General features: G+C 64.4%; 27 protein-coding genes. 14 read left to right on the top strand and 13 right to left on the bottom strand.

Annotated features, from left to right (window positions below):
* The first annotated feature begins 66 nt into the window (after positions 1 to 66).
* The 5 genes from AC1D0O_RS01105 (at position 67) to AC1D0O_RS01085 (ending at position 4,186) form a co-directional block, all read left to right on the top strand.
* Positions 67 to 315: a DUF1272 domain-containing protein gene (locus AC1D0O_RS01105; protein ID WP_477651713.1), complete on the top strand. Its 249-nt coding sequence runs from the start codon at positions 67 to 69 to the stop codon at positions 313 to 315.
* On the top strand, positions 312 to 944 hold the full coding sequence (locus tag AC1D0O_RS01100; protein ID WP_477651712.1) for a LysE family translocator: 633 nt from the start codon (positions 312 to 314) through the stop codon (positions 942 to 944). The genes AC1D0O_RS01105 and AC1D0O_RS01100 overlap by 4 nt, the downstream gene beginning before the upstream one ends.
* A 155-nt stretch (positions 945 to 1,099) precedes the next feature.
* Positions 1,100 to 2,806 carry a PAS domain-containing hybrid sensor histidine kinase/response regulator gene (locus tag AC1D0O_RS01095; RefSeq protein ID WP_477651711.1) on the top strand — a complete coding sequence of 569 codons (1,707 nt, stop codon included), beginning with the start codon at positions 1,100 to 1,102 and terminating at the stop codon, positions 2,804 to 2,806.
* Entirely contained in the window at positions 2,803 to 3,282 is a 480-nt protein-coding gene (locus AC1D0O_RS01090; RefSeq protein ID WP_477651710.1) for a response regulator, read from the top strand. Before AC1D0O_RS01095 ends, AC1D0O_RS01090 begins: the two co-directional genes overlap by 4 nt.
* Before the next feature lie 232 nt (positions 3,283 to 3,514).
* Positions 3,515 to 4,186 carry a phosphoribosyltransferase gene (locus AC1D0O_RS01085; RefSeq protein WP_477651709.1) on the top strand — a complete coding sequence of 224 codons (672 nt, stop codon included), beginning with the start codon at positions 3,515 to 3,517 and terminating at the stop codon, positions 4,184 to 4,186.
* 21 nt (positions 4,187 to 4,207) lie between these two features.
* Here the strand turns inward: AC1D0O_RS01085 and AC1D0O_RS01080 are convergent, their stop codons facing one another.
* From AC1D0O_RS01080 to imuA, 3 genes are read right to left on the bottom strand one after another with little or no spacing between them, the layout of a single operon-like run.
* Positions 4,208 to 7,381: an error-prone DNA polymerase gene (locus AC1D0O_RS01080; protein WP_477651708.1), complete on the bottom strand. Its 3,174-nt coding sequence runs from the start codon at positions 7,379 to 7,381 to the stop codon at positions 4,208 to 4,210.
* A gap of 10 nt (positions 7,382 to 7,391) precedes the next feature.
* Entirely contained in the window at positions 7,392 to 8,831 is a 1,440-nt protein-coding gene (locus AC1D0O_RS01075; protein WP_477651707.1) for a Y-family DNA polymerase, read from the bottom strand.
* Positions 8,791 to 9,615 (bottom strand): translesion DNA synthesis-associated protein ImuA, encoded by an 825-nt coding sequence (gene imuA / locus AC1D0O_RS01070; RefSeq protein ID WP_477651706.1) that lies wholly within the window; start codon positions 9,613 to 9,615, stop codon positions 8,791 to 8,793. The genes AC1D0O_RS01075 and imuA overlap by 41 nt, the downstream gene beginning before the upstream one ends.
* A gap of 216 nt (positions 9,616 to 9,831) precedes the next feature.
* On the opposite strand from imuA, the gene AC1D0O_RS01065 reads away from it, so the two are divergent.
* Together AC1D0O_RS01065 and AC1D0O_RS01060 are read left to right on the top strand one after the other, a co-directional pair.
* The gene (locus tag AC1D0O_RS01065; RefSeq protein WP_477651705.1) at positions 9,832 to 10,581 is read left to right on the top strand and encodes an SDR family oxidoreductase; all 750 of its coding nucleotides are present in this window, start codon (positions 9,832 to 9,834) and stop codon (positions 10,579 to 10,581) included.
* A gap of 130 nt (positions 10,582 to 10,711) precedes the next feature.
* Positions 10,712 to 10,972, top strand: a complete 261-nt coding sequence (locus AC1D0O_RS01060) for a hypothetical protein (RefSeq protein WP_477651704.1) — start codon at positions 10,712 to 10,714, stop codon at positions 10,970 to 10,972.
* Positions 10,973 to 11,041: 69 nt separating this feature from the next.
* Here AC1D0O_RS01060 and AC1D0O_RS01055 read toward each other — a convergent pair whose 3' ends face one another.
* Positions 11,042 to 11,548 (bottom strand): disulfide bond formation protein B, encoded by a 507-nt coding sequence (locus AC1D0O_RS01055; protein ID WP_477651703.1) that lies wholly within the window; start codon positions 11,546 to 11,548, stop codon positions 11,042 to 11,044.
* Positions 11,549 to 11,747: 199 nt separating this feature from the next.
* Between AC1D0O_RS01055 and AC1D0O_RS01050 the strand changes: the two genes are divergently transcribed.
* The 3 genes from AC1D0O_RS01050 to AC1D0O_RS01040 are packed head-to-tail and all read left to right on the top strand — an operon-like array spanning position 11,748 to position 12,850.
* On the top strand, positions 11,748 to 12,101 hold the full coding sequence (locus tag AC1D0O_RS01050; protein ID WP_477651702.1) for a VOC family protein: 354 nt from the start codon (positions 11,748 to 11,750) through the stop codon (positions 12,099 to 12,101).
* 30 nt (positions 12,102 to 12,131) lie between these two features.
* On the top strand, positions 12,132 to 12,548 hold the full coding sequence (locus tag AC1D0O_RS01045) for a VOC family protein (protein ID WP_477651701.1): 417 nt from the start codon (positions 12,132 to 12,134) through the stop codon (positions 12,546 to 12,548).
* A 26-nt stretch (positions 12,549 to 12,574) separates the two neighbouring features.
* Entirely contained in the window at positions 12,575 to 12,850 is a 276-nt protein-coding gene (locus tag AC1D0O_RS01040) for a DUF2277 domain-containing protein (RefSeq protein WP_477651700.1), read from the top strand.
* Between the two features lie 74 nt (positions 12,851 to 12,924).
* On the opposite strand, the gene AC1D0O_RS01035 is transcribed toward AC1D0O_RS01040, so the two are convergent.
* Positions 12,925 to 13,959 carry an NAD-dependent epimerase/dehydratase family protein gene (locus tag AC1D0O_RS01035; protein WP_477651699.1) on the bottom strand — a complete coding sequence of 345 codons (1,035 nt, stop codon included), beginning with the start codon at positions 13,957 to 13,959 and terminating at the stop codon, positions 12,925 to 12,927.
* Positions 13,960 to 14,053: 94 nt separating this feature from the next.
* Between AC1D0O_RS01035 and AC1D0O_RS01030 the strand changes: the two genes are divergently transcribed.
* Entirely contained in the window at positions 14,054 to 14,941 is an 888-nt protein-coding gene (locus AC1D0O_RS01030) for a LysR family transcriptional regulator (protein WP_477651698.1), read from the top strand.
* Between the two features lie 50 nt (positions 14,942 to 14,991).
* Here the strand turns inward: AC1D0O_RS01030 and AC1D0O_RS01025 are convergent, their stop codons facing one another.
* From AC1D0O_RS01025 to AC1D0O_RS00995, 7 genes are all read right to left on the bottom strand, one after another.
* Complete coding sequence (locus tag AC1D0O_RS01025; protein ID WP_477651697.1) at positions 14,992 to 16,080, bottom strand: sulfate/molybdate ABC transporter ATP-binding protein; 1,089 nt, start codon at positions 16,078 to 16,080, stop codon at positions 14,992 to 14,994.
* 11 nt (positions 16,081 to 16,091) lie between these two features.
* Positions 16,092 to 17,003, bottom strand: coding sequence for a sulfate ABC transporter permease subunit CysW (cysW, locus tag AC1D0O_RS01020; protein WP_477651696.1), 912 nt, complete (start codon positions 17,001 to 17,003; stop codon positions 16,092 to 16,094).
* A complete protein-coding gene (cysT, locus tag AC1D0O_RS01015) occupies positions 17,000 to 17,893 on the bottom strand; it encodes a sulfate ABC transporter permease subunit CysT (RefSeq protein ID WP_477651695.1) in 894 nt (297 codons plus the stop codon). Before cysT ends, cysW begins: the two co-directional genes overlap by 4 nt.
* Before the next feature lie 8 nt (positions 17,894 to 17,901).
* On the bottom strand, positions 17,902 to 18,903 hold the full coding sequence (locus AC1D0O_RS01010; RefSeq protein WP_477651694.1) for a sulfate ABC transporter substrate-binding protein: 1,002 nt from the start codon (positions 18,901 to 18,903) through the stop codon (positions 17,902 to 17,904).
* Positions 18,900 to 19,499, bottom strand: a complete 600-nt coding sequence (locus AC1D0O_RS01005) for an RBBP9/YdeN family alpha/beta hydrolase (protein ID WP_477651693.1) — start codon at positions 19,497 to 19,499, stop codon at positions 18,900 to 18,902. Before AC1D0O_RS01005 ends, AC1D0O_RS01010 begins: the two co-directional genes overlap by 4 nt.
* Positions 19,500 to 19,522: 23 nt before the next feature.
* Positions 19,523 to 20,173 carry a peroxiredoxin gene (locus AC1D0O_RS01000; RefSeq protein ID WP_477651692.1) on the bottom strand — a complete coding sequence of 217 codons (651 nt, stop codon included), beginning with the start codon at positions 20,171 to 20,173 and terminating at the stop codon, positions 19,523 to 19,525.
* Positions 20,174 to 20,944: 771 nt separating this feature from the next.
* Entirely contained in the window at positions 20,945 to 21,850 is a 906-nt protein-coding gene (locus AC1D0O_RS00995) for a LysR substrate-binding domain-containing protein (RefSeq protein ID WP_477651691.1), read from the bottom strand.
* 219 nt (positions 21,851 to 22,069) lie between these two features.
* On the opposite strand from AC1D0O_RS00995, the gene AC1D0O_RS00990 reads away from it, so the two are divergent.
* The gene (locus tag AC1D0O_RS00990) at positions 22,070 to 22,723 is read left to right on the top strand and encodes an FMN-dependent NADH-azoreductase (protein WP_477651690.1); all 654 of its coding nucleotides are present in this window, start codon (positions 22,070 to 22,072) and stop codon (positions 22,721 to 22,723) included.
* A gap of 188 nt (positions 22,724 to 22,911) precedes the next feature.
* Positions 22,912 to 23,826 (top strand): TauD/TfdA dioxygenase family protein, encoded by a 915-nt coding sequence (locus AC1D0O_RS00985; protein ID WP_477651689.1) that lies wholly within the window; start codon positions 22,912 to 22,914, stop codon positions 23,824 to 23,826.
* A 365-nt stretch (positions 23,827 to 24,191) separates the two neighbouring features.
* On the opposite strand, the gene AC1D0O_RS00980 is transcribed toward AC1D0O_RS00985, so the two are convergent.
* On the bottom strand, positions 24,192 to 24,740 hold the full coding sequence (locus AC1D0O_RS00980; RefSeq protein WP_477651688.1) for an NADPH-dependent FMN reductase: 549 nt from the start codon (positions 24,738 to 24,740) through the stop codon (positions 24,192 to 24,194).
* Positions 24,741 to 24,951: 211 nt separating this feature from the next.
* On the opposite strand from AC1D0O_RS00980, the gene AC1D0O_RS00975 reads away from it, so the two are divergent.
* The gene (locus AC1D0O_RS00975; protein WP_477651687.1) at positions 24,952 to 25,929 is read left to right on the top strand and encodes a YihY/virulence factor BrkB family protein; all 978 of its coding nucleotides are present in this window, start codon (positions 24,952 to 24,954) and stop codon (positions 25,927 to 25,929) included.
* Positions 25,930 to 26,003 lie beyond the last annotated feature (74 nt).

Here is a 26,003-nt window from a genome sequence, read left to right as displayed (position 1 = left end):
GGACTTTCCCTGGCACGAGTTTTTCTTTAGCATCGAGTCAACTCTCATCGAAACAGGACATCCCCCATGCTCCAACTCCGCCCCAACTGCGAATGCTGCAACCGCGACCTGCCCAACGAATCGCCCGACGCGCGCATCTGCACTTTCGAATGCACCTTCTGCGCCGATTGCGTCGACACCAAACTCAAGGGCGTCTGCCCCAATTGCGGCGGTGAATTCGCCGTCCGGCCGCGCCGCCCGGCCGGCAAGCTGGCCAAGTACCCACCCTCGACCGAGCGTGTCTACAAGCCCGAAGGCTGTGAGGCAGCCGCATGAACACCACCACCCTGCTGCTTTTTTCCGTCGTCGCGCTGGTGGCCATCGCCACGCCCGGCCCCACGGTCCTGCTGGCGCTGGCCAACGGCTCGCGCTACGGCGTGCGCCGTTCCGTGCCCGGCATGCTGGGCGCGGTGGTGTCCGATTTTGTGCTGGTGGGCGCGGTGGCCCTGGGCCTGGGGGCGCTTCTGGCGGCCTCCGAGTTCTGGTTTTCAGTGCTCAAGTGGGCCGGTGCGGCCTACCTAGCCTGGCTGGGCCTGCGCCTGCTGCGTTCACGCGGCGGGTTTGAAATCCCCGCCGAGGGCGCCCCCGGCACGCAGCACGGCGGCCGCGCGATCTTCATGAAATCCTTCCTGGTGGCGGTGACCAACCCCAAAGGCTACCTTTTCTGCTCGGCCCTGCTGCCGCAGTTCATAGACCCGGCGGCCGCCCAGGCGCCGCAGTACCTTGCGATTTCACTGGTATTCGCGGGCATCGATTTTTCCGTCATGTTCGCCTACGCCTTTATCGGCGCGAAGGCGATTCGCCTGCTCAAGGCTTCGGCCACGCGCTGGATAGACCGTGCCTGCGGCGGCGCACTGCTGGCGCTGGCCGGTTCACTGGCGTTTTACCGGCGGGCGAACAGCTAGGGCTCGTCTGCACCGGCGCAAGGGCTTCCCGGCCACGCGCTGTACACTGCCGGAGTCTTCCAGAGACTTCACTCCCCCCCGGCCAGGATCGTAGATACGCCGCCCAGCGGCGCCACCCAGCACGATCCGTCGTTACTTTTACAGGAACATGGCCGATGTCACCCCTTCCCAGCCTGAGCGCCCTTGATGCGCTCGCCAAAGCCGACGGCATCGAAGTCAAGCGCCAGGAGGCCTTGCTCAAAACCGGCGCGCTGCAGACGGCCATCCTGACGAGTGAAAATTTTTCCATCATCGCGACCGATGAAAAAGGCATCATCCAGCTCTTCAACGTCGGCGCCGAGCGCATGCTGGGCTATATGGCCGCCGAGGTCGTCAACAAGATCAATCCCAGCGACATCCACGACCCGCAGGAAGTGATGGCCCGGGCGCAGGCGCTGAGCCTGGAGCTCGCCACCACCATCACGCCGGGCTTTGAAGCGCTGGCTTTCAAGGCCTCGCGCGGCATTGAAGACATTTACGAGCTGACCTATATCTGCAAGGACGGCAGCCGCTTTCCGGCCATCGTGTCCATCACCGCCTTGCGCGACGACTTCGGCACCATCATCGGCTACCTGCTGATCGGCACCGACAACTCGGTGCGCAAGCAGGTCGAAGTGGCCTTGAAGGAGGCGATGGCGGTGGCCGAAAAAGCCAACCTGGCCAAGTCGGATTTCCTGTCCAGCATGAGCCACGAGCTGCGCACGCCGCTCAGCGCCATCCTCGGCTTTGCGCAGCTGATCGAATCCGGCACGCCGCAGCCCACGCCCTCGCAAAAACGCAGCGTCGACCAGATCCTGCAGGCCGGCTGGTATTTGCTGGAGCTGATCAACGAAATCCTGGACCTGGCGCTGATCGAGTCCGGCAAGCTGTCGCTGTCGCTGGAACCTGTGTCGCTGGCTGAAGTCATGCTCGAATGCGAAACCCTGGTTGAATCGCAGGCCGGCAAGCGCGGCATCCGCGTGACCTTTCCGACATTTCCCCTGCCCTGCTTCGTCAAGGCTGACCGCACGCGGCTCAAGCAGGTGCTGGTCAACCTGCTGTCCAACGCGATCAAGTACAACACCAGCGACGGGGCGGTGACGCTCAAGTGCGTGGACATCCCGCTCCAGCGCATCCGCATCTGCGTGGAAGACACCGGCGAAGGCCTGGACCCGGCCAAGATCGCCCAGCTCTTCCAGCCCTTCAACCGCCTGGGCCAGGAGGCCAATACCGAACAAGGCACCGGCATCGGCCTGGTCATGACCAAGCGGCTGATCGAGTTGATGGGCGGCGCCATCGGCGTGGAGAGCACCGTCGGCCAGGGCAGCGTGTTCTGGATCGAGATGGACATCACCGAAGAGCGCGAGCTGCATCCGGACCAGGCGCCCCTGCCGCTTGCCCTGCAAAGCCAGGTGCCGGCAGCGCCCTACGCCCACACCCTGTTGTATGTGGAAGACAACCCGGCCAACCTGATGCTGGTGGAAGACCTCATCGCGCGCCGCTCCGACATACGGCTGCTGTCCGCCCGCGACGGTATCAGCGGCATCGCGATGGCCAAGGTCGAGCAGCCCGACGTCATCCTGATGGACATCAACCTGCCAGGCATCAGCGGCATCAAGGCCGTGCAGGTTCTGCGCGCGGACCCGCTGACGGCGCATATTCCGGTGGTGGCACTCAGCGCCAACGCCATGCCGCGCGACATTGAAAAAGGCATGGAGGCCGGATTCTTCCACTACCTGACCAAGCCCATCAAGATCCAGGCGTTCATGGAGACATTGGACCTGGCGCTGAAGTTTTCCAAAACGCGGCCCAGGCCGGCCCCCTTTCCGGAGAAGACCGCATGAACACCGAATTCGACATCCTGAACGGCAGCATCCTGATCGTGGACGACCAGCCCGTCAATGTGCAGTTGCTTGAGCAGTTGCTGGCGGGCGCCGGCTACACCCAGGTCAGTTCCACCACCAACCCGCTCGAAGTGGCCGCGCTGCACGCGGAGCATCGCTACGACCTGATCCTGCTCGACCTGAAAATGCCCGGCATGGACGGCTTCCAGGTGATGGAGGCGCTGAAGGAAGACAAGCAGGACAAATACCTCTCGGTCATCGTGCTGACCGCGGAGCCGGCCCACAAGCTGCGCGCCTTGCAGGCCGGTGCCAAGGATTTCATCAGCAAGCCGTTTGACCTGGTCGAAGTCAAGACGCGCATCCACAACGCGCTGGAAGTGCGCCTGCTGTATAAAAAACTGGAGAACTACAGCAAGCTGCTGGAGCACGCCATGCAGCAGAGCGCGGCGGAAGCCGACGAAGCGCGAAAGCGCTGAAACGCCAGGCCGCCGCAGGCCCGGGCAAGGGCAACGAAGCGATGGCCTCGCACGGCACCCTCCTGCCGTGCCTGCTGTATTCCTACATGGGAATGGGAAGCTTCCGACAAGGCGGCCAGGCCCGCCTTTCTAGCCTGGGGCTTGTCCGGAGATTTTTCATGGCAAACCCGCACGTTCCAGCGCTTCCCCCTCCTTTCATGTATTCCGGCCGCCGACAGCAGGAGCCTGCCGCATGACGGATTTCGCGCTGCCCTACTTCGACCGCGCCCAGGCCGGGCGCCTGCTGGCCGGCGCCCTGGCCCCTTATCGCGGACACCCCAACCTGCTGGTACTGGCCCTGCCGCGCGGCGGTGTGGCCGTGGGGCGCGAGGTGGCCCGCGAACTCGGCGCGCCGCTGGACATCTTCGTGGTGCGCAAACTCGGTTATCCGGGGCATGAGGAATACGCCATCGGGGCTATCGCCAGCGGCGGCGTGCGGGTGATGAACCCGCTGCCGGGCGCGGCGCCCCAGCCGCAGGCCATGGCAGCCTTGATTGCCCGGGAGGAAGCGGAACTGGTGCGGCGTGAGCAGCTGTACCGCCGGCAGCGGCCCGCTATCTCCATCATGGGCCGTACCGTCATCGTGGTGGACGACGGGCTGGCCACCGGCGCCACCCTGCAGGCGGCCGTGCTGGCGATCCGGCAGCAGCACCCGCACGCCCTAGTGGTGGCCGTGCCGGTCGGCTCCGTGCAGGGATGCCGCAGCCTGGAGGAGCAGGTTACGGACGTCGTCTGCCCGGCCCGGCCCGAAGATTTCGGCGCCGTGAGCCAGTGGTACCGGCACTTCCCCCAAGCCACGGATGAGGAAGTGCACAAGTTGCTGGACGATGCGCGCCGGGAACACGCGCTGTACGCCGCCTCCTGAGCAAGCAGCCCCGAACCGCATTCAATGAAAGTCGCGGCTGGAGGTCCCCAGCCGCCCCAGCAGCGGCGTGAGGTCTTCCAGCCGGTGCGCCACCAGGTTGCGCACCGCGCCATAACCTTTGGCGGTGCCGCTTTCCTCGCTGCGCTGCCACACGCCATAGACCGCCAGCAGGCGCGAATGCAGCAGTTCGGCGCGCTGGGCTTCGCGCAGGGATTTCCAGACGATCACGTTGACCGGGCCGGTTTCGTCTTCCAGCGTGACGAAGACGGTGCCCTTGGCGGTTTGCGGCTGCTGGCGCACGGTGACGATGCCGCAGCCGGCCACTTCTTCGCCGTCGGGCAAGGCATTGAGTTCGCTGGCGCTCAGCAGGCCCTTGCGCGCCAGCCTCTCGCGCAACAGCGCGACCGGGTGGCGCCGCAGTGTGAGGCCGGTGGCCTGGTAGTCGAACAGGATGTTCTCGCCTTCGGGCGTGTCGGGCAGGGCCAGCGGGGTTTCATGCGTGGGCACGGACTTGAGCAGGCGCGGCGCCGGCTTGATGGCCGAGGCATCCCACACCTGCTGGCGCCTGTGGCCCGACAGGCGCAGCAAGGCATCGGCGGCGGCCAGCGCGTTGATTTCGAGCGTGCCCAGCCCGGCGCGCGACACCAGGTCTTCGGTCGAGCAGAAAGGCGCTTGCGCCCGCGCCGCCACCAGGCGGGTCACGGCGTCTTCGCGCAGGCCGGACACCAGGCGCAGGCCCAGGCGCACCGCCGGCTGGGCCCCTCTGGGCAACACACCGCCCGGCTCCAGCGTGCAGTCCCAGTGGCTGTGCATCACGTCGATGGGGCGCACTTCCACTTGATGGCGAATGGCATCCTGCACCAGCTGGGACGGCGTGTAAAACCCCATGGGCTGTGAATTGACCATGGCCGCCAGGAAACAGGCCGGTTCATGGCATTTGAACCAGCAGCTCACATAGACCAGCTTGGCGAAGCTGGCGGCGTGGCTTTCGGGAAAACCGTAGTCGCCGAAGCCGAGGATCTGGCTGAAGATGCGCTCGGCGAATTCAGGGCTGTAGCCGTTCTTGACCATGGCCTGCACCAGGCGGCCGTGAAAGCGCTCCACCCCGCCCTTGCGCTTCCAGGCGGCCATGGAGCGGCGCAGGTCGTCGGCCTCGCCCGGCGTGAAGTCGGCCGCGATCATCGCGATCTGCATGACCTGCTCCTGGAAAATCGGGATGCCCAGCGTGCGCTCCAGGGCCGGGTTGAGCGCCGGGTATTCGGGAACGATTTTTTCGCCCCGCCTGAGGGCTTCGCGGTTCTTCAGGTAGGGATGGACCATGCCGCCCTGGATGGGGCCGGGCCGCACGATGGCGACCTCGACGACCAGGTCGTAGTAGCTGCGCGGTTGCAGCCGCGGCAACATGGACATCTGCGCGCGGCTCTCGATCTGGAACACGCCCACCGTGTCGGCCTCGCAGATCATGTCGTAGGTTTTCTCGTCCGGCTTGACCTGGTGCATCTCGATCCGGGTGCCGCGCGTCTGGTTCACCAGTGCCAGGCAGCGCCGTATGGCCGACAGCATGCCCAGCGCCAGCACGTCGACCTTGAGCAGGCCCATGGCCTCCAGGTCGTCCTTGTCCCACTGGATGATGCGGCGGTCCACCATGGAGGCCGGCTGCACCGGCACCAGCCGCGTGAGCTTGCCCTGCGTGAGCACAAAACCGCCCACATGCTGGCTCAGGTGGCGCGGAAAGCCGATCAGCTGCGCCGACAGGTCCAGCCACTGCAGCACTGGCCCTTCCCTGCCCGCCAGGCCGGCCTGGCGGATTTTTTCTTCCAGCACCTCGCTGCCGTCAAACCAGAAATGCTCTTTGGCGAACTGGTCTATCAGCTCGGGCTCCATCGCCAGCGCCTTGCCGACGTCGCGGATCGCGCTGCGCGGACGGTAGCTGATGATGGTGGCGGCGATGGCGGCGCGGTCGTGGCCGTACTTGCCGTAGATGTACTGGATGACCTCTTCGCGCCGCTCATGCTCGAAGTCCACGTCGATGTCGGGCGGCTCGCGGCGTTCGCGGCTGATGAAACGCTCGAACAGCAGCTTGCTTTCCGCCGGGTTGATGGCCGTGACGCCCAGGCAAAAGCACACCGCCGAATTGGCTGCCGAGCCGCGGCCCTGGCACAGGATTCCCTCTTGCCTTGCAAAGCGCACGATGTCATGCACGGTGATGAAGAACATCTCGTATTCGAGCTCTTCGATCAGCGCCAGTTCGAAGCCCAGCTGCCGGCGGATCTTGTGGGGGATGCCGCGCGGATAGCGTGTATGGGCCCCTTGCCAGGTCAGCCGCCTGAGCCAGCGCGCCGGCGTCTCGGCCGGCGGCACCATGTCGTCCCGGGGGTAGCGGTACAGGTCGCGGATCTCGTCAAGATTGAACCGGCAACGCGCCGCCACCTCCAGCGTGGCGCGTAGCAGCGCGGCCGGGTAAATGCCGGCCAGCCGCATGCGCGGGCGCAGATGCGCCTCGGCATTGGCCTGCAGCGCAAAGCCGCATTCATGCACCGGCCGGCCCAGCTTGATGGCCGTCATCACGTCGTGCAGCGGCTTGCGCGAGCGCTTGTGCATCAGCACGTTGCCGGCCGCCACCAGGCGTATGCCGGTGCGCGCCGCTACCTGCTGCAGTTGCTCGAGGCGCAGCGCGTCGTCCAGGCCCTGCTGCAGTTCCACGGCCAGCCAGGCGCCTTGGCCGAACAGCCCTACAGCCCAGGCCGCGTGCGCGCCAAGCGCCTCCCCCTCGATGGCATCGGGCAAAGGCGACAGCAAGATTTCACAATCGCCCAGGCGCGAAAAATCGGTTTCGCCGAGTGCGACACGGTAACTGCCTTTCTCGATCTCGTCGCCGGCGCGGCGCGCCTCCGTGATGAACTCGCAGAGGTTGCCCCAGCCCGCCGCGTTGCGGGGCAGTACCACCAGCCTGAAGGCATAAGCCGCCTGCACCAGGAATTCCGCCCCCGGCAGCAGTTTGAGCCCGTGCGCCCGGGCCGCCTCATGCGCCTTCACGACACCGGCGACCGAGCATTCGTCGGTGACGGCCAGCGCCTGGTAGCCCAGTTCGGAGGCCCGCTCGGCCAGTTCCTCGGCATGCGAGGCGCCGCGCTGGAAGCTGAAGTTGCTCAGCGCATGCAGCTCGGCGTAATCGGGCAGTGCGTGGACGGACATGCGTGCGGCCTCAGGCAAAAAAACCGTGCAGGTACCAGGCACGCTGCCGCGCGGCTTCGGGCGTGGCGCCCAGGCGCTCGCTGTAAACCCAGAGCAGGCCGCCCTGCTCGCTGCGGTAGATGAAGTAGTCGCGCAGCGCCCACGGTTTTTCAGACAAACCGGCGTCGCGCGCGGCCTCGCTGTCGGCCAGCAGCCATTCGGCGGCCTCCAGCCGCTGCGGCCCGGCCAGGCGGCGCAGCCGGCCCTGGTAGACCGGGTTATTGCCGGCGGTGGCCAGCTTGATCGGCTCAGGCAGCAGCCAGGCCGGGTACAGGGCTTCGGTTCTGGTCTCGGGGGACACGCCCGCCTTGGAGCGCTTGCGGCCGGGCCGCACAGGATTCAGCTGTGCGCTGATCGATGCCATCACGCCCCGGGCCGGCACCCAGCGCTGCATCAGTTCGGGCCGGTGGTCGGCGCAAGGCTGCCAGGCCTGCACCCGCGCATCGCCCAGGCGGGCGCTCAGGCGCTCGACCAGTTCCACCGCGCTGTCGCCCTGCTTGCGCGCCTCCATCAGCAGGCTGCCGGTGGCGGCGGCCGAGTCGGCCAGCAGCTCGGTGGTCAGCGATTGCAGGCTCAGGCTGTGCACCGGCGCCGGCAGTTTTTGCTGCGCCAGGTGTTCGGAGATAAGGCGCGCCACATGGCGCAGGTCTTGCGCGGGCTGGGCCGTGCGCACTTCGAGTTGGCCGGTGGGCGGCACGTCTCGGCGCTTGTCCAGGTGCCAGGTGATTTTGAGGGCGCAAATCCCGCTCTGGCGGCCCAGCAGCCAGGCATGCAGCTGCACCAGCAGCCGCTCCACACCGGCCATCAGCGCGGGGGCGTGGGTGACCAGCGCATTGAGCTCGAGTTTTTCCTCGAAGTGCCCGGGCAGTACCAGCCATTCATAGTCGTCGGGCGCGCTGCCGCGGGCGCGGTCCAGCGCCTGCAGCAACTCCGCGCCGAAGCGCCGCGCCACGCCGTCGCGCGGCAGGCGCAGCAGGTCGTCCCAGGTGCGGCAGCCTATGCGCTCGAGCACACCCAGGTGCGGGCGGGCGGCCGTCAGCGTGTGCATGGGCAACTCGGCCACACGCTTTTTCACGGCGGCGGCGCCCTCCTCCTGCAAGCGCAAACGGCCCAGCGCGATCAGCGAAGTCGCGCCCTGCGCGCGTTGCACCTCGGCCTGCAGCCCGTTCTCATCAAAGAAGACGGCCAGGCGTTGCGCCAGCAACTGCATCAGCCGCGCCAGACCGCCAAAGAGGCGCAGGCTGCCCGTCACGTCCATCAGCACCGCCTCGTCGACCAGCGCCACGCGCGGCGTCAGGCCCAGCGCCAGGCTGGCCGCCGCCCGCTGCACGGCGGCGGCGTCCAGCACTGGCCGGCCCGCGGCACCCGGCTCAGTGATGGTCGAGATGTGCAATGCGATCCAGCAGCGCATGGATGGGACTCCGGGGTGAACTGAGGGGAAGCGACACCAGCGAAGGCAGCAACAGAGGCGCCGGAACACCGGCTTCCTCGCGCTGGCGCCGCGCCCTTTCGCGGCTGGCCGCCAGCAGCGCGGCGAGCCGGGCCGGTCGGGTGTCCAACAGCAGCGGCGCGGCGAGCGGCGGGCCGCGCCGCTTGAACACATCAACCCGCAGCATGCCCGCCTCGCCGGCCACGCCCTCCACCCGAAAACGCAGCGGCGCGGGCGAGGATTCGTGCTGCGCCCGCAAGGGCCGGAAGACAAACAGCAGCTTGTGGTGCGCATGCGCCGCGATCTGCAGACGCCGCAAGTGCGCGCTGCGCGCGTCGGGCAGCCAGGCCAGCACGCAGTGCACATCGGCACATTGCAGGGCTTCGCGCGTAGCCCACAGCAGCGAAGGCGCATCGCCGGGCTTGCCCTGGATACTCAGCAGGCGCCGCATGTCCAGGGCGCGCGCGCCGAGCGCCGGGCCGAAAGGCAGCCAGGGCGCACCCACCAGCACCGCCAATTCGCGGGCCCGGGACTGCAAGGCCGCCAGGGCCGGCGCCACCAGGCCCCATTCATGCACGCCGGCCTGGGGCTGCAGCAGTTCGATCAAGGCCCCCTGCGGCCAGCCGCCGCCGGGCAGCACGGCGTCCAGCGCAGCATATCCCGTGGCGACGGTTTGCACACTCGCGCCGCCGAGTTCGCCGGCACGCCATACATGGGCGTTGGCGAAGTCCGGCAAGGCGCGGGCTGCGGGGGTTGGCGAAGGCATGGCGAGAGGGTCAAACCTGGGTAAATACTGTATTTATGTACAGTATATCGATTCGACTCCCGGCCACAAGATTTACCCTCCAAAAGGGTCGCCTAAAGGAGTCCTTGAGCAATTTGCCAGGCCAAACGCATGTCCGGAACCGGCGAGCTTTGAACCCCGGCCAGACCTACGCTTGGAATACCGGTACTTGCTACCTCACATTCCAGGAAATTTTTGATGAACAGATTGCACAACAAGCGCGCGCTGGTGACAGGCGGCACCTCGGGCATAGGCCTTGAAACGGCCAGACAGTTTCTAGCGGAAGGCGCGCGGGTCATGGTGACCGGGTCCAGCGACGAATCATTGGCCGAGGCACGCCGGCAGCTCGGCGGCGACGCCCTCTTCTCGAAAACCGACGCGGGCGATCTTCAGATGCAGGTCAAACTGGCCCAGCAGGTGCGAGACGCGTTCGGGCAGCTCGACGTGGCCTTCATCAACGCGGGCATCGGAGTTTTCATGCCGCTTGAAGCCTGGGACGAGGCGGCGTTTGACCGCTCCATGGCCGTCAACTTCAAAGGGCCCTTCTTTTTGCTGCAGGCCTTGCTGGGCACTTTTGCAAACCCGGCCTCGGTCATCCTCAACGGCTCGGTGAATGCGCACCTGGGCATGCCGGCCTCCAGCGTCTACTCGGCGACCAAGGCCGGTTTGGTTTCGCTGGCCAAAACGCTGTCCGGCGAACTGATTGCCCGCGGCATACGGCTTAACACCGTCAGCCCGGGCACCGTGACGACTCCCATCTACGGCAAGCTGGGCCTGCCGGCCGACGCGCTGCAGCAGATGAAGGACGGCTTGACGGCCGTGATCCCGCTGCACCGCTTCGGCTCACCGGTGGAGATCGCCAAGGCCGTGGTGTTCCTGGCCTCCGATGAATCGACCTATGCCGTCGGCAGCGAGTTCATCCTGGACGGCGGGCTGACCATCGCCTGATTCACCCTCCCGTGTCTCCTCAAGGTGTGCAGCGCATCCCGGGAACCACGTCCGTAATGCCCTGTAATGGCTTTACCGCTCCCGCGGCCCTAAATTGGCTTCACCCTCTTGGCAACTTGAGGGAAACTTTTTGCCAACAACCAGCGTCAATATCGTGGGCGGAACAGATCAGGAAAATGTGACGGCAGTGACCGTGGGGGCGCTACGCTGGGGAGTCAACGGCGTTCCATTCGGCAAGGTTCAGGTGGTCCCTGAGGGCTACCAGACCTTGACGGTCTACAAGACCACCCAACCGCTGCAGATATCCATCACGGTTCAGGTGCGTGATCCCGGCAACAACACCTTGAACGTGACCGTGAGCCAGGACAATATCAGCGTCGTGGATGCCTGACTTCGAATGCGGGAAGCCAGGCTCAATCGCAGGACTTGCGCCAGCCAGGCTTGTCGCGAGCAGCCGGACTTAGCGCTTGCGCAGCAGGCGGGCCACCAGCAACAGCCCTACAAGCGCAATCACCACAAAACAGACAAAGGACCAGTTGGCAATCGAGCCGCCCAGAAAGGTCCAGTCGATCTTGGTGCAGTCGCCGCTGCCCTTGAAGATCATGGGAATGGCGCGCTTGAGCGGGAAGGTCTCGATCATTCCGTAAAAATCGCGGCCGCAAGAGGCGATCTCCGGCGGGTACCACTGCAAAAAGCTCTGGCGCGCCGCGACAAATGCGCCGAAACCGGCCAGCAGCACCATCAGGCCCGAACCGGCCACCAGGAAGCCGCGACTTTTGGCGATGGCGGTCACGGCCGCCACCACCGCCACCAGCACCAGCGCGTAACGCTGCACGATGCACATGGGGCAAGGCTCCAGCCCGACGACGTGCTGCAGGTAAAGGCCAAAAGCCAGCATGGCCACACAGGCCGCGGCGACCAGCACCAGCAGGCGGCGCGGCATGGCGTCGAAATAGGTCAAAAACATCAGGGGATCCCTCTTTTTCTGGGTGGATTATGAATGGTCCAGGGGTTCGGGCGTTCGGTGGCCGATAAGTTCCCTTGCAGCATCCATGCGGGGCAAAATCTTCGCCGCCTCTTCAGCATCATTTGCCAGCACTTGTCCTACAGCAGGGGCGCCCCGGCGGGCGTAGATTTTCAGGACCGCAAACTCCCGGAGATCCATCATGATGGTGCAAAACGCCCTTGCCAGCGTCGCCGTCCGCAACCTGGCCACGTCCCTGCCCTGGTACGAAAAACTGCTGGACGCCAAAGCCAGCCGCCCCATGCCCGAAGTCGGCGAATGGCAGTTCCAGCGCGGCGGCGGCCTGCAGGTCTATGAACTGCCCGAGCGCGCCGGCGAAGGCTCGCTGACCCTGGCCGTCAACGACCTTGAGCCGGAAATCGAACACCTGGAAAAGCTGGGCATAGACACCAGCCAGAAAAGCTCCAGCGACAAGGTCCGCACGGTGATGATCACCGACCCCGACGGCAACCACATCGCGATCGCCGAGGCGCTGATGCCCGGCGTGATCCGCTGAAAACCTGCAAGCACCGGAAAGGACGGAACGATGGAAATACACCGCGGACGACTCATAGACCATGTACACCTGCGCGCCCACGACCTGGCGGCCAGCAAGCGCTTTTACCGCGCCGTACTCAAGTCACTGAACAAGGAAGGCGCCATCCAGGAAGCCGATGACCATTTCTCGGCCGACGAACTGTGGATGGACCAGGCCGACGGCTCGACCTCGCACGTTCACCTGGCCTTCCGGGCCAAGGACCATGCGGAGGTCAAAGCCTTTTACGAAGCCGCCCTGGCGGCTGGCGGTACCGACAACGGCGCGCCGGGCGAACGCAAATACCACCCGGGCTACTATGCGGCCTTTGTGCTGGACCCGGACGGCAACAACATCGAGGCGGTTTACCATGGGCCCTTCGTCGCTTCGGCCGAATCCGTGGTCATCAAGCCGGCCGAACAGCCATAGGAACAGCAATAGGAAACGAACCCGCCATGTGCCGCAACATCAAGACCTTGTTCAACTTCGAACCGCCGGCCACGGAGCTGGAAATCCGTGACGCTTCGCTGCAGTTTGTCAGAAAGCTCAGCGGGTTCAACGTGCCGTCCAAGGCCAACGAGGCCGCGTTTGAACGCGCGGTGGAAGAAGTTGCGGCCTCGGCGCGGGTCCTGATCCGCTCGCTGGTGACCAACGCCGAGCCGCGCAATCGGGAAGTCGAGGCCGAACGGGCGCGGGCCAGGTCGGCGATCAGGTTTGGCGCGAGCCAGTAGCCCGGCCCCCCTCCAAGCCGACCTCGCCTGACCGAAAGCGTTTGACGACATCAAAAGGCTGAGCTTGGCTTGCATCAGCCAAGGCGCGCAACACCCTGGTTGAAATCCCCGCCAGGCGCACCAAGGCAGCCCAGCCCTTGCAGCGTTTCTTCCACGGCAATATCTAGCGGCGTGTGCGGCTCCGCACCGAGCGTCGCCACCAGGGAGGCGTTGTCCATGCGTACCGGCGTGTTCCAGAGGTAGCGCATCCGGCGCAGCTCGCGCAGAGTTTCAACAAAGGGCGCGGCCAGCGTCACCGCCCACCAGGGAAAGGATCTGATGGACGGCCGAGGGCCACCGCGCCGTGCGACGACACGGCAGATCGCATCAACCAGCTGGCGGCCGTCGGCGTCCCACTGGCCGTTCATATGGAATGTTGCAAATGCAGGCAGAACGTCACGCCGTGCCAGCAAGGCAACCATGGTACGCGCCACATCCGGCAAATAGGCCCATTGGTGACCGACGCCAGGTTTGCCAGGCAGCTTCACACTGCGCACCGGAGCGCCGGGCCGAATCAGGCCTTGCGAGAACCAGCTGTTACCGGCACCCGGCCCGAAAAAATCCCCCGCGCGCACGATGATCACCCGGCAGCGGCTCTGGCCACTGCCGCTGGTCGCGTCCTTGAGCCGCTGCTCGAGCTGCACGCGAATCGCACCTTTGGCAGTTTGCGGGTGCTGCGGTGAATCCTCCCGGAGGCTGGGAAATGCGTCCGGTCCGTAGTTGTAGACCGTGCCGGGCAGCACGACCGTCGCGCCCTGCGCCCGGGCGGCCGCAATCGTGTTGTCCAGCATGGGCAGCACCAGCTCGCCCCAGCGACGGTAGCCGGGCGGATTGACCGCGTGGACTATCACGCCGCAGCCTTGTGCCGCAGCCATGACATCACCGGGATTCATCGCATCGCCACGAAGCCAGGTGATGCCGCCGCGTTGTTCGCCCGGCTGCGGTTCGCCACGGCGAAGCGCGCGAACCTGCCAGCCTGCCGCCTCGAGTTGCCGCGCAACTTCACCGCCGATGCCACCGGTTGCGCCCAACACCAGTGCTGTGCTTGATTTGCCTTGTTTGCTGCTCATGTCATTCCCCAAAAAAGTTGCTATGAGGAAATTCTGAGCCTCGGGGCATCAAAATGGAATTGACTAAAGCAGGGTAACGGCTATACATTTTTGTATGGAAGAAGATGCTGGCTGGGAGCTTTACCGCTCATTTTTAGGGGTGCTGCACGAGGGTTCGCTCTCAGGTGCGGCACGGTCTTTGGGGGTGGCACAGCCTACGGTCGGACGCCATGTCGCCTCACTCGAAAAGTCGCTCGGCCTGGCGCTGTTCACGCGCTCACAAACCGGTTTTGCGCCGACCGAAGCCGCGCTGGGACTGCGGCCCTTCGCCGAAGAAATGGCCAGCGCCGCAGCCGCCCTGCGCCGCGCCGCCGAGAGCCAGGGTGATGGTGTGCGCGGCACGGTGCGGGTCACGGTGAGCGAAGTCATCGGTGTTGAAGTGCTGCCACCCATCGTCGCGCAATTGCAGCGCAAGCACCCGGGCCTGACCATCGAACTGGTGCTGACCAACCGCGTGCAGGACCTGCTGCAACGCGAAGCCGACATTGCCGTGCGAATGACACAGCCCAAGCAGGACCTGTTGATCGCTCGCAGCGTGGGCGAAGTGGAACTGGGTCTCTACGCACGCCGCGATTACCTGGCCGCGCGCGGCACGCCGCAGTCATCAACCGACCTGGCCCAGCATGCGCTGATTGGGTTTGACGAAGAGACACCCTTCCTGCGTTCGGCGCGCAAAGCCTTTCCCGCATGGAAACGGACGGCGTTTGCCACACGTACCGACAGCGACCTCGCGCAACTGGCACTGATACGCGCCGGCGCCGGCATTGGCGTGTGCCAGTCAGCGCTGGCGGCGCGTGACCCCGCCCTGGTGCGGGTTCTGCCTGGCGAGTTGTCCTTCAAGCTCGAAACCTGGCTGACCATGCACGAAGACCTGCGCCACAGCCCGCGTTGCCGTGTAAGCTTCGACGCATTGGTCGAAGGTTTGCAGCAGCATATTGGTTGAAGCCGGGCAAGATTCGATCTGCATCACCAGCTGCCTGCACGCAGCCGCAATTACCCCTCCACAAACACCCTCGCCTTGCGCGGCGTCACCACCAGCATGTCGCCTTCGCGCAAGCCCATGTCCTTGAACTGCTGCGAGGGCATCTGGGCTTCGATGATGGCGTCGCCCGTGACATTGCCTTTTTGTTCGTAGCCTTCGGCGGGGATCAGTTCCAGCCGCGCGATGGGACCGATGACGATGGCGCGTTCCAGGTGCGCGACGATGCCTTCGGCGCCGGGCGCATAACGCTGCACCTCCAGGTCGTGCGGGCGCACATAGGCAAAGGCCTTGGCGTCCTGCGCGCCGGCATGCTCGGGGGAATTGAGGCGCATGCCTTCGAGCTGCACCTCGCCCTCATGGGCGCGGCCGTGGAACAGGTTGACGTCGCCCAGAAAGCCGTAGACGAAGGGGCTGGCCGGATGGTCCCAGACCTCCTGCGGCGAGCCTATCTGCTCGACCTTGCCGGCGTTCATCAGCACCACGCGGTCGGCCACCTCCAGCGCCTCTTCCTGGTCGTGGGTCACAAAAATGCTGGTGACGTGCAGGTCGTCGTGCAGGCGGCGCAACCAGCGGCGCAGCTCCTTGCGCACCTTGGCATCCAGCGCGCCGAAGGGTTCGTCGAGCAGCAGCACCTTGGGCTCCACCGCCAGCGCGCGCGCCAGGGCGATGCGCTGGCGCTGCCCGCCCGAAAGCTGCGAGGGAAAGCGGTCGGCAAGCCAGTCAAGCTGCACCAGGTTGAGCAGCGAGTGCACTTTTTCCTTGATCTGCGCCTCGCTGGGCCTGAGGCCGCGGGGCTTGACGCGCAGGCCGAAGGCCACGTTCTCGAAGACCGTCATGTGGCGGAACAGCGCGTAGTGCTGGAACACAAAACCGACCTGGCGCTCGCGCACGTGCACGTCGGTGGTGTCTTCGCCGCTGAAGAGGATGCTGCCGCGATCGGCGTTCTCCAGCCCGGCGATGATGCGCAGCAAGGTGGTCTTGCCGCAGCCCGAGGGGCCCAGCAAGGCGACCAGCTCGCCCGATTGAATGTCCAGGCTGACGTCGCCGAGCGCCTGGAAGTCGCCAAAATGTTTGCTGACGTTGCGGATTTCGATGCTCATGGTGTGTTCCTTTAGCGGGCGGCGACGCCTGCGATGGCCTGCGGGCGTTCAGGCGGCAAATCCGCTGCGGCTTTCATCTCGGCTTCGTGGCGCCATTCGGCCACCGACTTGATGACCAGCGTGACCAGCGCCAGGATGGCCAGCAGCGAAGCCACGGCGAAGGCGGCCACCGACTGGTATTCGTTGTAGAGGATTTCGACGTGCAGCGGCAGCGTGTTGGTCTGCCCGCGTATGTGGCCCGAGACCACCGACACCGCGCCGAACTCGCCCATGGCCCGCGCATTGCACAGGATCACGCCGTAGATCAGGCCCCACTTGATGTTGGGCAGCGTGACGTGCCAGAAAGTCTGCCAGCCGGTCGCGCCCAGCACGATGGCAGCCTGCTCTTCGTCGTTGCCCTGCGCCTGCATCAGCGGGATCAGTTCGCGCGCGATGAAGGGAAAGGTCACGAACACGGTGGCCAGCACAATGCCGGGCACGGCAAAGATGATCTTGAGGTCGTGCGCCAGCAGCCAGGGGCCGAACCAGCCCTGCGCCCCGAAGATCAGCACATAGATGAGGCCGGCCACCACGGGCGAGACCGAAAACGGCAGGTCGACCAGCGTCGTCAAGACCGATTTGCCGCGGAACTCATATTTGGCGATGGCCCAGGCCGCTGCCACACCAAACACAAGGTTTAGCGGCACGGCGATCACGGCGGCAATCAAGGTCAGCTTGATGGCCGACCAGGCGTCGGGTTCGCGCAGCGCGGCAAGGTAGGCGCCAAAGCCCTTGCGCAAGGCCTCGGTAAACACAGCCGCCAGCGGCAATACCAGGAACAGCAGCACAAAGAGCAGTGCTACCGTTACCAGCGTGTAGCGCACCCAGGGGGCTTCGGTGGTGCCGGCGCGGACGCGGCGATTGATGGGGGAAGCCGCACTCATGCTGGGGCTCCCGCATTACGGCGTTGCCAGGCTTGCAGGCCGTTAATCACCAGCAGCAGCACAAAGGACACCAGCAGCATCACCACGGCCACGGCGGTGGCGCCGGCATAGTCGTACTGCTCCAGCTTGCCGATGACGATGAGCGGCGTGATCTCGGAAATCATGGGCATGTTGCCGGCGATGAAGATGACCGAGCCGTATTCGCCGATCGCGCGCGCAAACGCCATGGCAAAACCGGTCAGCAAGGCCGGCGTGATGTGCGGCAGGATGACCTTGGTGAAGATCTGCAGGCGCGTGGCGCCCAGCGAGGTCGCGGCTTCTTCAAGCTCTTTTTCGGCGTCTTCGAGCACCGGCTGCACCGTGCGCACCACAAACGGCAGGCCGATGAAGATCAGCGCGATCACCACGCCGGCCGGCGTGAAGGCCAGCTTGATGCCCATGGGCTCCAGGTACTGGCCTATCCAGCCGTTGCCGGCCAGCAAGGCCGTCAACGAAATGCCGGCCACGGCCGTGGGCAGCGCAAAAGGCAGGTCGACCAGCGCATCGACGATTTTTTTGCCCGGAAACTTGTAGCGCACCAGCACCCAGGCCAGCAGCAGGCCGAACACCAGGTTGACCAGCGCCGCGATCAGCGAGGCGCCGAAAGTAAGCCGGTAAGACGCCAGCACGCGCGGCGAGGTGACGGCGGTGACGAACTGCTCCCAGCTCAGCGTGAAGGTTTTGAAGAACAGCGCCGAGATCGGGATCAGCACGATCAGGCTCAGGTACAGGACGGTATAGCCCAGCGTCAGCCGGAAACCGGGCAGCACACGCCTGGCGGCCCTTTTGCTGCCCGCAGCAACACCCGGCACCACCGCGGAAGGCGGCGCCACAGAAGACAAGGCGGTCATGGCGAGGCTTACTTGACGGTGTACAGCTTGTCGAACTGCCCGCCGTCGTTGAAGTGCACTTTTTGCGCTTCACCGAGGCTGCCGAACACTTCCTGCACCGTGAAGAGCTGCAGCGGCTTGAAGGTGCTGGCGTATTTTTTCAGCACGGCCTGCGAGCGCGGGCGCAGCGCGTGGCGCGCGGCGATCTCCTGGCCTTCTTCCGAATAGAGGTAGCTCAGGTAGGCCTTGGCGAGTTCGGCCGTGCCTTTCTTGGCCACGGTGCGCTCGACCACCGCCACCGGGTTTTCCGCCACGATGCTGATGGACGGGTAAATCGCGTCCACCTTGCCTTCGCCGAATTCCCGGTTCACCGACAGCACCTCGGACTCGAAGGTGATCAGCACGTCACCGATATTGCGCTGCAGGAACACGGTGGTCGCATCGCGCCCGCCTTTGCCCAGCACCGGCACGTTTTTGTAGAACTTGCCGACGAACTCGGCGGCCTGCGCGTCGCTCGCGCCCTTCTTCTTGGCATAACCCCAGGCGGCCAGGTAGGCGTAGCGGCCGTTGCCGCCGGTCTTGGGGTTGACCACGATGACCTGGATGCCGGGTTTGATCAGGTCGTCCCAGTCCTTGATGCCCTTGGGGTTGCCGTTGCGCACCAGGAACAGCATGGTCGAGGTGGTGGGCGAGGCATTGTCCGGGAACTTCTTCGTCCAGTCCTTGGCGACCACACCGGCATTGGCCAGGAAGTCCACGTCTGTTGAGGTGTTCATGGTGACCACGTCGGCGTCAAGCCCGTCAGCCACCGAACGCGCCACCGCGCTGGAGCCCGCATGCGACTGGTCGATCTTGACGTCCTTGCCGGTGGTTTTTTTGTAGTGGGCGATAAAGGCCGCGTTGTAGTCTTTGTAGAACTCACGCGCGACGTCATAAGAACCGTTGAGCAGCGTTTGCGTTTGCGCCAGGGAGATACCGCTCGTTGCCAGCGCCAGGGCCGCAAGTGCGATTTTGAATTTTGGGGAAGTCATGCCGTTTCCAGGGATCCGAAAGAAGAAGAGGAAGATATCTGCGGAGAAGAAAAATCAAGCCGCGGCGCCGAAAGCGAAGCGTCACCGGCCAGCGACTGCAGCAAGGCAATGCCCAGCGGCCATTCACCGTGGCCCGATTCAACGTTGATGTGCCCCGCGTCCTGCAGGCGCACAAACTCGCTGCCCCAGGCGCGGGCATACGCGCCGGCCAGGCGCACCGGACAGAAGGGATCGTTGCTGCTGGCCACCAGCACGCTGCGGTAAGGCAGCTTCTGGTAAGGCACGGGCGCGAAGTCGCTCAACACGGCGCGGCGTTCCGGATCGGCCGGTGCCACCAGCAAGGCGCCCTGGATGCGTTCGACCGCTTCAGGCGGCAGATGCGCCGTCGCGATGCAGCCCAGGCTGTGCGCGACGATCACCACCGGCTCCTTCTGCAACTGGATGGTGTTGGCGATAGACGCCACCCAGGCTTTGCGCGAAGGCGTGATCCAGTCGTCCTGCCGCACGCGCACCGCATTGCCCAGGCGTTCAGCCCACAGGCTTTGCCAGTGGCCGGGACCGGAGTCGCGCCAGCCGGGAACAATGATGAAGCGCACTTCGCGTGAATCCGTCGGCTTGATTACTTATTAGGCTGCGGTGTGATGCGCAGATAGGGCTTCACGGCTTTGAACCCTTTGGGAAAACGCTGGGCCAGTTCAGCCGGGTCCTGCAGGCTGGGCACGATGATCACGTCGTCGCCGTCCTTCCAGTTCACCGGCGTCGCCACCTTGTAGCCATCGGTCAGCTGCAGCGAGTCGATCACACGCAGGATCTCGTCAAAGTTGCGGCCCGTGCTGGCGGGATAGGTGAAGGTGGTGCGGATGGCCTTCTTCGGGTCGATGATGAACACGCTGCGCACGGTGGCCGTGGGGCCGGTGCTCAAGGCGTTCGGGTGGATCATGTCGTAGAGGCCGGCCACCTTGCGGTCGGCATCCGCCAGGATGGGAAAGTTCACCGTGGTGTTCTGCGTCTCGTTGATGTCGTTGACCCATTTGCCGTGGGATTCCAGCGGATCGACGCTGACCGCGATGGGCTTGACGTTGCGCTTGGCGAATTCACCGCTCAGCGCAGCGGTCTTGCCGAGCTCGGTAGTGCAGACGGGGGTGAAATCAGCGGGATGCGAAAACAGCACAACCCATGAGTCGCCGGCCCATTCGTGGAAGGAAATCTTGCCTGCGGTGGAGTCCTGGGTGAAGTCGGGGGCGATGTCGCCGAGTCTGAGGGTTGCCATGGTTTGCTCCTTGAGGTTGCTTGATCAAAGCATTGTGGGGAGCGGACGTTAAAACTCAAAAGAATATATTGCTCTTAATTTATTTGGATTTGTGCATAACGGAAGGTTTTGTCTTGTTCTGACGGTGCGCCCTTCTCTGAGTGCTGTTGGCCGGGGGTAGCCCGGCAGCTACTCATTTTTCTTTTGCTTCGCCAAAAGAAAAGTAAGCAAAAGAAAAGGCGACCCTGGTTGCTGCGTCCCTTCGCTTCGCTACGGGCAACCTGCGGTGCTCGGTCCAGACGGGGTCTCGCTAAACTCGCTTCGCTCAAACAACGCGATCCCTGATCCGTCTGAACCTCCGCTCCTCGGCGCATCCACAAGGGGTGGGGAAGGAATACCAATACCGAATACCTGAAGAAACAAGGACTCGCCACGGCGAGTCCTTGTTTGTATTTGTCTTCTTTATCTTCTTTGTATTTCTGTCTTCTGTTCCCGCTCCCGCTCCCGATTGCCCCGTCCTGGCTGGGCCGAGGAGCGCAGAGACAAGCGGATCAGGGCTGGCGTTGTTTGAGCCGAAGGCGAGTTTAGCCAGACCCCGCTTGGCTCGAGCACCGCAGGTTGCCCGTAGCGAAGCGTAGGGACCCAGACTGCGGGTCGCCTTTTCTTTGCTTACTTTCTTTTGGCGAAGCAAAAGAAAGTGAGTTGCTGCCGGCAACCCCGGCCAGCAACCCTCAGAGGAGAGCGCCCCGCCGGAACAAGGACAGACACAACTGGGCCTTTGAGGCCAAAACCTCAAACCAAAGAATCCCCTCTCATCCTCTCCCCCAAAAAATCCAGAAAACTCCTAACCGCCGGCACCTGCCCACGCCGCGAAGTGAACACCGCGTGCGCCACGCCGGAGGGCAGCGCCCAGTCCGGCAGCACGGGCACCAGCAACTGGGCCTGCCGCTCGGCCGCGCTCATGGAATCAGGCAAAAAGCTCATGCCTGTGCCGGCCAGCACCGCAAGCTTCAAGGTCTGCAGGTCGTCGGCGACGTAGCGCGGCTGGTGATGCAGCACGAACTCCTTGCCACCGGGGCCCAGCAGCCGCCAGGACGAGCGCCCGTCGGCCCAGGACATGGACACCGTGTCGAGCTTGAGCAGGTCTTCGGGTTTCTCGGGCCGTCCCTGGCGCTGCAGCAGGGCCGGGCTGGCCAGCAGGTGGCCGCCGCCGGAGCCCAGGTTCTTGATCACCAGGCTGCCGCTGTCCTCCAGCGTAGGGCGCACGCGCAGCGCAATGTCTATGCCCTCCTCCACCAGGTCGATGACGCGGTTGGTCACGCGCATGTCGATGCGTACCTGCGGGTACAGCTCCATATAGCGCGGCACCAGGTAGCCCACCGAGCCCTGCGCCAGCGTCACCGGGCAGGTGATGCGCAGGGTACCGCGCGGCTCGACCTGCATTTGCGCCACGGCTTCGGAAGCGGCCAGCGCCTCGTCACGCATGGTGCTGCAGTGGCGCAAATAAATTTCACCGACTTCCGTAAGCGACAGCTTGCGCGTGGTGCGCTGTAAAAGCCTTACGCCCAGCCTTGACTCCAGTTCGGCCACGCGGCGCGACAGCCGTGATTTGGGCAAGCCCAGTGCGCGGCCGGCCGCGGCAAAGCCGCCGCGCTCCACCACTTCGGCGAAATACAGCATGTCGTTGAGGTCTTGCATGGGGAGCCGTCCTTCCGTGAGCACCTGCCTGAGTTGGCTGAGTGTTGGCCTTGATGACGAATCATTGTCCTACAAGTAGAACAATCTATCGCAATTTTACCGACTTATCAATCAATCGACTCATCCGCACAATCTATCCATGGCTGCGATTCAAGGTGAATACGGCCTGAAAACCTGATTCAACAACCCTCAACAACTCTTTCAGCAAGGAATCCCATCATGAGCAAGCTTCTCCACATCGACTCCAGCATCCTGAGCGGCAATTCGGTTTCCCGCCAGCTCACCGCGCAAATCGTGGCCTCCTGGCGCGCCGGCCACCCCGGCACCGAAGTCAGCTACCTGGACCTGGCCGCCGACACGCCGCCCCACCTCTCGGCCGAATCGCTGGGCTTCCGCATGCCCGCCGACACCGCCTTTAGCGACGTGCAGAAGCGCGAAAACGCCGTGTCCGAAGCGCTGGTGAGCCAGTTCCTGGCGGCCGACGTGATCGTGGTGGGTGCACCGCTGTACAACTTCGCGATTCCCAGCCAGCTCAAGGCCTGGATCGACCGCATCGCGCAAGTCGGCCGCACCTTCAAGTACACCGAAAAAGGCCCCATGGGCCTGGCCGGCGGCAAGACCGTGATCGTGGCCTCGGCCCGCGGCGGCGTGTATTCGACCAGCGAAGCCATGACGGCCATGGAACACCAGGAGAGCTACCTGAAAGTGGTGTTCGGTTTCTTCGGCATCACCGACGTGCGTTTTGTGCGCGCCGAAGGCCTGGCCATGGGCGAAGCCGCCAAGGCCGCCGCGCTGTCCGCAGCGCAGATTGAAATCGTGACGCACACGCAAGCGCCCGCAGCAAACCAGGAAAAATCCGCCCTGGCCGCCTGAGCCTGGTGCATCGCGCACCAAACAAAGCCCGCATGTGCGGGCTTTTTTCATGGCGCTCCCAAATGCGTGCACCACATCCGCCCGGTAATTATTTAATGACGAACAAGTAGTTCACTTTGGGCCGGCGTGTCCCTACACTCAACGCTTGTCCCCGCTCACGGGCACAGGCATGAACAAGAAAGGTGAAGATGTCAGCGACTTTGGCTCCGGACGACCGCGTAAATGCGGCCGCAACAACACAGCACACCCCCTCCTCCATCGAGATCCGGCCGTTTGATGCCCCGCTGGGCGCCGAAGTGCTGGGCCTGGACCTCTCGAAACCGCTCAGCCCCGCCGATTTCAGCCGTATCCACCGTGCCCACCTGGATCACCATGTGCTGGTGTTCCGCGACCAGCGCATCACGCCGCAGCAGCATGTCGACTTCAGCCGCCGCTTCGGCCCGCTGCAAATCCACGTGCTGAAAAACTTCCAGCTGCAGAACCACCCGGAAATCCTGATCGTCTCCAACATCAAGGAAAACGGCGAGCCCATAGGCCTGGGCGACGCCGGCCACTTCTGGCACTCCGACCTTTCGTACAAGGACAAACCCAGCCTGGGTTCGCTGCTGCACGCACAAGAGCTACCCGCCGAAGGCGGCGACACCCTGTTCGCCAACCAGCACACCGCCTGGGACACCCTCCCCGCCGCGCTGAAGACGGCTGTTGAGGGCTTGCGCGCCGAACACACCTACCTCGCCAAATACGAAGAATTGCGCAGCCGCAATCCCTGGCGGCCCAAGCTCACGCAGGAGCAAGTTGAAGAGGTCAAGCCGGTGGTCCACCCCGTGGTGCGCACCCACCCCGAGAACGGCCGAAAGGCGCTGTTTGTCAGCGAGCATTTCACCACCCGCATCCTCGACATACCGGAGGATGAAAGCACCGCGCTGCTGAGCGAACTGTTCGAGCACACCTCCCGCGCCGAACTCATCTACCGCCACCAATGGCAGCCGCACGACATGGTCTTCTGGGACAACCGATCCGTCACCCACCTGGCAGCAGGCACCCCCGACCACCTGCGCCGCAAGCTCTACCGCACCACGATTGAAGGCGACACGCCGTTCTGACGACGACAAGTGGCCAAGGCCGCGAGCCCTCACCCCAACCCTCTCCCAGAGCGAGAGGGAGCAATAAGTTTTGGTATTGGCATTCGGTCCCCGCTCCCGACTGCCCCGTCCTGGCTGGGCCGAGGAGCACAGACGTAGGCGGATCAGGGATCGCGCTTGTCTGAGCGAAGCGAGTTTGCGCGAGACCCCGCCGTAGTCGAGCACCGCAGGTTGCCCGAAGCGAAGCGTAGGGACCCAGACTGCGGGTCGCCTTTTTTTGCTTACTTTTTTTGGCGAAGCAAAAAAAGTGAGTCGCATGCCGGGCGACCCCGGCCAACCGCCCTCAGCAGAGAGCGCAAAGGCCAGAGCAAGACCGGCCAAACCATTCAGGCATGCTTCTTAACCCAAACAACATAAGCATCCACCCATCCCTGCAAAAACTTCCGGCTCCCCTCACTGAGGCTGCCATCAGCCTCATAAAGCCCCTCCTTGTTATGGATGAAAGCTTCAGGCTGCCCCAGCGTGGGCACATTCAGGTAGGCCAGGATGTTGCGCAGGTGCTGCTGCGACAGCGCCGTGCCGATGGCGCCGACCGACGCGCCTATCACGCCGGCCGGCTTGCCGTCCCAGGCGCTCTGGCCGTAAGGCCGGGAGGCATGGTCGATCGCGTTCTTCAGCACGCCGGGAATCGAGCGGTTGTACTCAGGCGTGACGAACAGCAGGCCCTGCGCGGCCTTGATCTCGCCCTTGAGCCGGGTCACTTCAGCCGCCGGATTGCCGTCATCGTCCTGGTTGTAGGGCGGCAGGTCGTCGATGCGCACATGGGTGAAGCTGAAGTCCGCGGGGAATAACTTTTCCAGCGCCCTCGCGAGCTTTTTGTTGAACGAATCCTTGCGAATGCTGCCGACGACGACGGCGATCTTGTACTGGGCCATGGGCTTCTCCATTAAAAAGTGAAGGGACCATCGCGGGGCCGCGATGGGGAATCGGTTTGCGCCGGACCATTATGCGAAGCAGCGCCTGTCCAGGCTCGCGCGCAGGTGAAACACCTTGTGGGGGCGTCGGACATAGGCCCCAAATCGCCCCTCGCCTACAGCCGCCCGGACTGCGGGCCGACGGCGCCGCGGCCGGGCCTTGGCAATACTCATGGCGAAAGGGCTTGCGGCCGCGAGAAAGCCACCCACTCCGGCAGCAAGGCAAGGCGGCAAGGTGCAGCTCAAACATTTTTACGAGTTGGGGAAAAAGTCGGTCACGGCCTGGCTGGACGACTACGCCCCCAGCATGGGCGCGGCGATTTCCTATTACACGGTGTTCTCCATTGCGCCGTTGCTGCTGATCGTGATTGCCGTGGCTGGTTTTGTCTGGGGCCGCGAAGCGGTGCAAGGCGAGATCGTGGGCCAGCTCTCCGGCCTGATAGGCCGCGACGGCGCGCTGGGCATACAGGCGCTGATCGAAAGCGCGCACAAGCCGGCCAAGGGCCTGCTGGCCACGGCCGCCAGCCTCGTGGTGCTGGTGATCGGCGCAACCACCGTGTTCGCCGAACTGCAAAGCGCGCTGGACCGCGTCTGGGACGTGCCGCCCGCGCAGAAAACCAAAGGTATCTGGCGCACCCTGCGCGCGCGCCTGCTGTCGTTTGGTTTCATCCTCGGCCTGGGCTTCCTGCTGGCGGTGTCGCTGGTCATCAGCGCGGGCCTGGCCGCGCTCGGCGGCTGGATGACGGGGCTCTTCCCCGGCGTGGAAGCCCTGCTGCAAATTCTCAACAGCATGGTGTCCCTGGGGGTGGCCGTCGTGCTGTTCGCCATGATCTTCAAGCTCATGCCGCAGGCTGCCGTCGGCTGGCGCGACGTCTGGGTGGGCGCCATCGTCACGGCCGTGCTGTTTGAAATCGGCAAGGCGCTGATCGGCCTGTACATCGGCAAGAGCAGCGTGACCTCCTCCTTCGCCGCGGCTGGCTCACTGGTAGTGTTGCTGCTGTGGGTGTATTACTCGGCGCAGATCTTTTTGCTGGGGGCCGAATTCACCTGGGTGTATGCGCACGACCACGGCTCTCTGGCCGCGGATAAAAAGGCGACCAAGGCCTCAGCGGAAACCTCACCGGCCAAAGAACAAAACCGAGCATCGTAAAACCGAAATCGTTCCTGAAACTCCGACTGCCCCGAACCGGGCAGGCACTGTCAGCCGATCACCAGGCAACTGTT

The organism is Polaromonas sp. P1_F2 (genome assembly GCF_056405735.1).
Note: the sequence above shows the minus strand (reverse complement) of the source record. Positions and strands in the feature narration are given on the sequence as shown.